Below are 7,078 nucleotides of genomic sequence, written 5' to 3'. Positions count from 1 at the left end.
TGACTTTCAGCGGGAGAAAGCTCAAATCATCTTCTGTCATCGTTGCGTCCGCAGTTCTTGGTTGCGGACGCAATCCTGTCAAACCTCGGCCACCGGCGCCAGGGCGTAGTTGTTCACGCGCTTACGATGGGCCAGACCGCGGCAAAGGCGAGCAGGAAGTAGATCGGCGCATCGCCCACGCCGAGCACCATGACGGCGATCGGCATCCAGGACAGCGGCGAGATCATGCGCAGGAACTGGAAGGCCATGCCGGTCGACGCCGCGATGGGCCGCGAGGCACCGATCGCCAGCCCGAGCGGCACCCCGATCGCCAGCGCGATCAGCAGGCCGACCAGGACGCGGCGCAGGCTCACCAGGATATGCAGGGTCAGCTCGTTGCCGAGCAGCAGCTGGTGGAGGCTGACAAAGGTTCGGTCGGGCGCCAGCGAGGCCGCCAGCGGGACCCGGGCTTGCAGCCAGAAGGTGCCGGCCCACCAGGCGGCCAACAAGACCGCGAGGCCCGCCATGCCGAGGGCAAGGCGGCCCGCCGCTCCCGGGGATTTTGCTGAAAGACTCATCGGGAAAACTTATGCGCCAAGGATTTCAGTGCGCCCGAACGACTCGGGGAAACCGAAGGTTTTCAAGCCACCGACCTGCTTGAGCGCCTGCTTGACGAAGCGATCGTCCACCAGGTCCCTGGCGGTCTTCTTGGGATCGCTTCAGAATTCGGAAAAAAATCGTACGTTAGTGAACTGCGAGCGTCTGGATCCGGCTGTGAGGTCGCTCGGCGTCTGTTTGAGGCACACCTCAACTAGGCGTCATGCCATCGACTGCCGCGAGCGCTTGCTGTAGGCGCTCACAGCGTGCCGTCAAGCGCGCGTCCAGCATCGGCGAATCGGCCTTCTTGGTGATGAATTGCAGGACGCTTTGAGGAGGGTTGTGGATGGAGATCGCATGCAGCGTGAGCGTCTGCAGCTCCTGGTTCTGGAGCCACGCTTGCTGCTTCTGTGTTTTAAGGGTTAGAGCGTTTAGGTAGGGCTCGTTGGTGAGGAAAAATTTCCCTGTCGAAGGGTCGAACCACGCCCGCTCGTGATCCAGAGCCGGGCATCTCCTGTCCGAGAAATCCACGCCAAGCCATCTGTAAGCTGCTTGCGGCTTGGCAGGCACGACACGCAGTGCATCGACGAAGGCCAAAACTCGGGCAGCCTTACCAGCGTAGTGCCGTGCATTTTCCACGTTGTCGAATCTCGTCGAGGACACCAGCTTGGCTCGGTCTTTGCCCTCGATCCGAAACCGGGAAACGGCCACCAGCGAGCGCCTTTGCTCCAAGCTCAAAAACGTCCACCACGGCGCAGAAAGCATGACCTGGGCGATTTCGACGCCATGAGTGCGAGTGCGCGTGTCGGCCCAGCGCGCACTCAGAGTGATCGCAAAGCCCTGTGCACGGTAGGCACTGGCGCGGTCGGCCTTCCAAGCTTTCTCATATGCCTTGTAGTTCGGCCATCCGTGCTCACGCGCGAGCATGTCCAAGGCATCTAGATGGGAAAGGTCAGGCTTTTCCTTGCGAAGCAGATAGGCAAGGCGCTTGAGGCGAGGCGGTGAGGGAGGTGTTTTTCCCGCCACAGGTGTATGTGCAGACATCAGGTAACTCCTTGAGCCCGCGATCTGCATCCGCTACCAATCATGGGCATCAGAGGTTCCTGTCAGGGCGACCAATGGCTTTGATGAGGTTGATACGCTGCAGCGCGAAGGGCTGCGTTCCAAGGCGGATGGGGGTGCTGCGTCAAGCAATTTAATCCTATCACAAGACCGCAATCTTGGGTCGCTTCAGAATTCGGAAAAAATCGTACGCCAAGGGTGTCAGGTTGAGGCCATAGACGCCGGACCTGGGGCGTCAAGAAATTCAGAAATCAACCCTACTCTGACGGTTTTTGCCTGTCCGGTCTGACGCCAAGCTGAGGTGTGCCTCAGCCTGACACCACCAGCATCACACCAGACCTTGCCAGCGGGTCGCACGGCTTAGCGTACGAATACGAAGGGACTTCCCACTTCCGGGCTACGGCATCGAGTGCCAAGATTGGCGTGTTGGAAGTCAATCTCAACCCCAGTGGAAGGAGAAGTCCCATGAGCAACGTTACACGAGTCGGCGTGGATTTGGCCAAGAACCTGATTCAGGTCCACGCGGTCGATGCCGCTGGCAAGGTGATCACGAACCGGACGCTCAAGCGCGAGAAGTTCCTGGCCTGGTGTGCCGATCTGCCCGCGGGCTGCCTCGTGGCGATGGAGGCTTGCAGCGGCGCCCACCACTGGTGTCGCCAGCTACGCGAACGCGGCCTGGATGCCCGCATGATTCCGGCGCAGTTCGTCGCGCCGTACCGGATCCAGGGCAAGAGCGGCAAGAACGACGCCAATGATGCGGCAGCCGTCTGCGAGGCAGCTTCACGACCGCACATGAACTTCGTTCCGCCGAAGACGCTGGCCCAGCAAGGCATGCTGTGCGTGCACCGTCTGCGCGAAGCCCTCAAGGAGGAACGCACGGCCTGCATGAACCGCATCCGTGGTCTGCTGACCGAGTTCGGAGTGGTTCTACCCCAGAAACCCGCCATCCTGCGGCAGCATCTCAGCGAGATTCTCGAGGATGCCAGCAACGACATCGCCGGCATGGCACGCCTGGTGCTGCAAAGAGCCCAGGAGCACTGGCGAGAACTCGAAACGCATATCCAGTGGTGCGACGAGCGCATTGCCGCCCATCAGAAGGACGACGAGCAGGTCCAGCGAGCCGCCGAGCTCAAGGGGGTCGGTCTCATCACCGCGTCAGCCGTCGTGGCCACGGTCGGTGACTTCAAGCAGTTCAAGAACGGCGCCCAGTTCGGCGCCTGGCTGGGTCTGACGCCAAAACAGAACTCCAGCGGCGGCAAGACCAGCCTGGGCAGCATCACCAAGCGCGGCAACAACTACTTGCGTACCCTGCTGATACAGGGGGCCAAAGCTGCCGTGTTGACCGGCAAGCACAACGACGACCCCATCTCGCAGTGGGCTCAGCGACTGCGTAAGCGCTGCGGCTGGCAGAAGGCTGCCGTGGCGCTCGCCAACAAGAACGCGCGGATTCTCTGGGCAGTCATGACTGGAAACAAGCGCTATGACGCCCATCATGTCAGCGTTCTTCCAACTGCAGCCATGCCGGCGGCAGCGTAACCGGCCAGGACGGCAACGTCCGCCACGAAGTCCATTTCCTTGCCAGACGTGAAATCGAAGATGCATTGAACAGGTCAGACCGGCAGCAGGCAATCTCGATAGACCCAAAGTGAGTCAGTCATTGATGTCACGCCGACTGAATGGAGCCCTGCTGAGCGGTTCGTATCTGGGGCAGCACCAAGTGCAACAAGCCCGGCTGTAGATGTGCAGTCTGTTCCTCGTTTCATGCCGCTCGGTTCGCGTCAGTCGCCAGGAAATCGTCTTCAAGGAGAACCACGCCTACCGCACTTGACTACGTGGGAAGTCCCTGTAGATTTTTTCCGAATTCTGAGACGACTCCCTAAAGCGACCCCTCGAAAAACGCCCCTCTCAAGAGGAGGCGGGCGGCAGCTGCAACTCGACCCAGGGATGCGCATGTTCCTCGTAGAGCACCGTCGCGGGCGGGATGAAGGAACGGTCAGCAAAGGCTCCGACCGGGATGCCAACGAAGTCTTCAAGTCCTTCCAATGTGTAGTGCAAGGTGGCGCCACAGTGGGGACAGAACGTGAAGGTGATTCGGCGACCAGAGTCGCCGGTCCGAACGAACTCGGTGCCTTGACCTTGGATGTGGACACTCCCTCTTTCAAAGCGGGCCTGCACCCCGAACGCACTGCCCGTCCTGCGCTGGCAGGCACGACAGTGGCAAACCGAAACCCGCACCGGCGTGTGAGTGACGGTGGCACGAAGTTGTCCGCAGCTGCAGGATGCAACCAGATGCGTCATGGTGGACATTCGCTCATAGAGGGCGCCTCAGAAAACGGAATTTAAAGTACGGATCAGATTCTCGCGCCAGAGGCTTAACGTACGATTTTTTCCGTTTTCTGAGGCGACCCCTTCTTGGGATCGAGGGACGCGATGAAGGCGCCGTCGCCTTCCACCTTCGTGAGCTTGAGCAGCTCGACCATCTTCTCGGTGTAGCTGGGGAAAGGGTAGGGCTGGAAGTCGATGCGCTCCTCCTTCCACTCCGGATGGCGGATCGCACCGCTGGCCGGGTATTGCCTGGCCTGGTCGGCGCTGGGCTCCAGCACCCGCAGCAGGGTTTCCACGCTGTGCGGGGTGTAGCGGTTCGGACCGTCCTTGGCCAGCAGGCGTGCCGTCGCGGCGCGGTTGTCCTGGGTCCAGGTCTGGGCCTGGACGATGCTGTTGACCAATAGCGCGGCAAGCCTCCCCCTTCAGGGGGAGGTCAAGAGCGCCGGCCCGCGCAGCGGGCCACATGACTCACTGCACAGACCACTTGGCTGCCACGATAATCCGCCCATGTCGATCAAGGCTTTTCGTTTCCAGCTTCGGGTCAAGCCCGGCACCGAGCGCGCCCTGCGCCGGTTTGCCGGCTCGTGCCGCTGGGTGTGGAATGCCGCGATCGCCGAGCAGCAGCGCCGGCGCGAGGCGGGCGAGAAGTTCGCCGGGCACGCGGCCATGTGCAAATGGCTCACCGAATGGCGGCACTCGCCCGCGACCCAGTGGCTGGCCGAAGCCCCGATCCATCCGCTGCAGCAGACGCTGCGCCGGCTCGAAGCCGCCTACCAGCGCTTCTTCGCGGGCCAGGGTGGCTACCCGAAGTTCAAGCGTCGCGGGCAGGAGCCGGGCTTGCGCTTCCCCGATCCGAAGCAGTTCGCGCTGGACCCAGTCAACGCCCGAGTGAAGCTGCCCAAGCTGGGTTGGCAGCGCCTGCGCCTGTCGCAGCCCGTGGTCGGCAAACCGCGCAACGCCACCGTCACCCGCGAGCGCGGCCATTGGTTCGTGTCGCTGCAGGTGGAGCTGCCCGACGTGTTGCCGGCCGCCGATCTGGCGCCGACGCTGGGCATCGATCTGGGCGTGGCACTGTTCGCGGCGACCAGCGACGATCAGAGGATTCAGCCGCTCAAGGCGCTGGAGTGCCAGCAACGCCGCCTCAAGCGCTACCAGCGCGCCGTCTCACGCAAGGTCAAGGGCTCGCGCAATCGCCGCAAGGCGGTGGAGCGGCTCAGCTGCATCCACGCGCGCATCGCCGCGCAGCGCAGCGACTGGCTCCACAAGCTCAGCACCCGGCTGGCCGATGCACACCCCGTCATCGCCATCGAGGACCTGAGGGTCGCGGCGATGTCGGCCAGCGCCGCTGGCACGGCTGATGCGCCAGGTAGGCGGGTGCGCCAGAAAGCAGGCCTGAACCGTGCGATCCTCGATCAGGGTTGGGCCGAGTTCCGCCGCCAGCTCGAATACAAATGCGCGGCCCGAGGCGGCACGGTGGTTCCGGTGAACCCGGCCTACACCAGCCAGCGATGCAGCCAGTGCGGCCATGTCTCGGCCGACAACCGGACGACGCAGGCAGGCTTTGAGTGCGTGGCCTGCGGCCATGCCGACAACGCGGACACGAACGCCGCGAAGAACATCCTGGCCGCCGGACTGGCGGTCTGGTCCTGCGGGACCGCAGCCTGTGGAGCGGAAGTCAGCCGCGCCAAGCCCGCGAGGGCGAAGCGTGCAGCCGCGAAGAAGCAGGAACCCACCGAGGGGTGGGTACATGCCTAGCGCGCGCACCCACCCGGTAGAAATCCCCTGCCTTTAGGCAGGGGAGGAAGTCAAGTACATCTCGACGGCGGTCGGTGCATTGGCCAGCACCCCCATCAGGTTGGGGATGAAGCCGTTCCTGGCCTGGGAGGCTTCGAGGTAGGGCTTGCTGGCCTCGGGGGCGGTTTCGGGGGTCTGGATGGTCAGGCGGGACATGAAAACTCCGATTCAAAAATACCCGTGGATTCTGGCTGGCCCCCCATTCACGATCCAGGTTTGAAAGTCCCGTTCTCTTGCTCGAACGTACCGTTGCCGGCGGCGCGCCGGAGCGCCCCCGGCAGGGTGCCGGTGATCTTCTTGAAGGCGCGGGAAAACGCCGCATCCGACTGGTAGCCGACCTTCTCCGCCGCGCGCGCAAGCGGCATGCCTTCGCCTATCCACTGGGACGCCAGCTGCATGCGGATCTGGGCCAGGAAATGGCTGGGCGAGGTGCCGGCGGCCTGCGCGAACAACTTGAAGAACTTGGTGCGCGACATATGGGTCAGCTCGGCCATGCTCTCCACGCTCCAGTCGCGGCCGGGCTGCTGAACGATGGCCTCCAGCAAGGGGGCGAATTCGGGCCGCGCCAGCACCGCCCACAGGCCCTCCCGCACCTCCTGGCGCTGGCAGAGATGCCGCACCACGTAGAAGAACATCAGATCCACCAGTCGCGTGATCAAGGGCGAAGGCTGGTCGGCACCCTGGCGCACCTCGGTCAGGTTCAGGTCGAACAGGGGGCGGATTTCCCGCAGCTCCTGCCGCTGACGCGAGACGATCACGTAAGCGGGCAGGGACGCCAGGAAGACCTGGTTGAGCGGAGCGCGGAACTCGAAGAAGCCACAGGCCAGCGCCGTGTTGCAGCTGGCCGACAGGTCGATCGCCGCCATCGGTTTGCGGGGGGCCTGGGCGGCGGCCTCCGGGTCCTCGTGCGGGCTGAGCAGATGCGGCACGTCGCGCAGAAAGAAGACCGCGTCCCCGGCCTGCAGGGCTTGCTGGTGCCCGGTCTCGGTCAGATGCAGCCAGCAGTCTCCATGCAGGATGACGTGAAAGCCCGCCTGAGCCAGGCCGGCGGTCGTCGCCTTCCACGAACCGCAGTACTGCCCCAGGTGGAACAAGGTGGTTTGCAGGTCCAGGCTGCCGAGCAGCCATTGAATCAGGCGATCCTGGCGGGTGGACATGGTGGGCGTTGCGGCAGCAGCCTGAGGTAAAGGTCGCGATCATAGGGAGGGTCGTTATAAGAAGGAAGAATTCTTTTGTACTTTGCATATGTCAAAAATGAATATGCCGGCTTCAAGGCTCAGGGATCGCACCGGGCAGGGCGAGGCTGAGAGAAGTTTTCCGC

Annotated in this window: 8 protein-coding genes; 2 read left to right on the top strand and 6 right to left on the bottom strand. The window is 63.2% G+C overall.

What is annotated here, in order from left to right; all coding sequences use genetic code 11:
• Positions 1-113: 113 nt before the first annotated feature.
• Positions 114-557: a hypothetical protein gene (locus tag PHR85_RS09805; RefSeq protein WP_300053662.1), complete on the bottom strand. Its 444-nt coding sequence runs from the start codon at positions 555-557 to the stop codon at positions 114-116.
• Between the two features lie 229 nt (positions 558-786).
• The gene (locus PHR85_RS09800; RefSeq protein ID WP_300053660.1) at positions 787-1,620 is read right to left on the bottom strand and encodes a hypothetical protein; all 834 of its coding nucleotides are present in this window, start codon (positions 1,618-1,620) and stop codon (positions 787-789) included.
• Between the two features lie 483 nt (positions 1,621-2,103).
• On the opposite strand from PHR85_RS09800, the gene PHR85_RS09795 reads away from it, so the two are divergent.
• Positions 2,104-3,174 (top strand): IS110 family transposase, encoded by a 1,071-nt coding sequence (locus PHR85_RS09795; RefSeq protein WP_300053657.1) that lies wholly within the window; start codon positions 2,104-2,106, stop codon positions 3,172-3,174.
• Positions 3,175-3,543: 369 nt separating this feature from the next.
• Here PHR85_RS09795 and PHR85_RS09790 read toward each other — a convergent pair whose 3' ends face one another.
• Entirely contained in the window at positions 3,544-3,936 is a 393-nt protein-coding gene (locus PHR85_RS09790) for a GFA family protein (protein WP_300053654.1), read from the bottom strand.
• A 74-nt stretch (positions 3,937-4,010) separates the two neighbouring features.
• Positions 4,011-4,364, bottom strand: coding sequence for a hypothetical protein (locus PHR85_RS09785; protein WP_300053651.1), 354 nt, complete (start codon positions 4,362-4,364; stop codon positions 4,011-4,013).
• Positions 4,365-4,470: 106 nt separating this feature from the next.
• Between PHR85_RS09785 and PHR85_RS09780 the strand changes: the two genes are divergently transcribed.
• A complete protein-coding gene (locus PHR85_RS09780) occupies positions 4,471-5,718 on the top strand; it encodes a transposase (RefSeq protein WP_300053648.1) in 1,248 nt (415 codons plus the stop codon).
• A 33-nt stretch (positions 5,719-5,751) separates the two neighbouring features.
• Here the strand turns inward: PHR85_RS09780 and PHR85_RS09775 are convergent, their stop codons facing one another.
• Complete coding sequence (locus PHR85_RS09775) at positions 5,752-5,913, bottom strand: hypothetical protein (RefSeq protein WP_300053646.1); 162 nt, start codon at positions 5,911-5,913, stop codon at positions 5,752-5,754.
• A 47-nt stretch (positions 5,914-5,960) separates the two neighbouring features.
• Positions 5,961-6,914: an AraC family transcriptional regulator gene (locus tag PHR85_RS09770; RefSeq protein ID WP_300053643.1), complete on the bottom strand. Its 954-nt coding sequence runs from the start codon at positions 6,912-6,914 to the stop codon at positions 5,961-5,963.
• Positions 6,915-7,078: the final 164 nt, after the last annotated feature.

Source organism: Malikia sp. (assembly GCF_028687635.1).
Classification (GTDB): domain Bacteria; phylum Pseudomonadota; class Gammaproteobacteria; order Burkholderiales; family Burkholderiaceae_C; genus Malikia.
Note: the sequence above shows the minus strand (reverse complement) of the source record. Positions and strands in the feature narration are given on the sequence as shown.

Coding starts and splice junctions, on each gene's coding strand:
- PHR85_RS09770 (WP_300053643.1), bottom strand. CDS start 6,914: ATGTCCACCCGCCAGGATCGCCTGATTCAATGGCTGCTCGGCAGCCTG.
- PHR85_RS09780 (WP_300053648.1), top strand. CDS start 4,471: ATGTCGATCAAGGCTTTTCGTTTCCAGCTTCGGGTCAAGCCCGGCACC.
- PHR85_RS09800 (WP_300053660.1), bottom strand. CDS start 1,620: ATGTCTGCACATACACCTGTGGCGGGAAAAACACCTCCCTCACCGCCT.
- PHR85_RS09790 (WP_300053654.1), bottom strand. CDS start 3,936: ATGACGCATCTGGTTGCATCCTGCAGCTGCGGACAACTTCGTGCCACC.
- PHR85_RS09805 (WP_300053662.1), bottom strand. CDS start 557: ATGAGTCTTTCAGCAAAATCCCCGGGAGCGGCGGGCCGCCTTGCCCTC.
- PHR85_RS09795 (WP_300053657.1), top strand. CDS start 2,104: ATGAGCAACGTTACACGAGTCGGCGTGGATTTGGCCAAGAACCTGATT.
- PHR85_RS09775 (WP_300053646.1), bottom strand. CDS start 5,913: ATGTCCCGCCTGACCATCCAGACCCCCGAAACCGCCCCCGAGGCCAGC.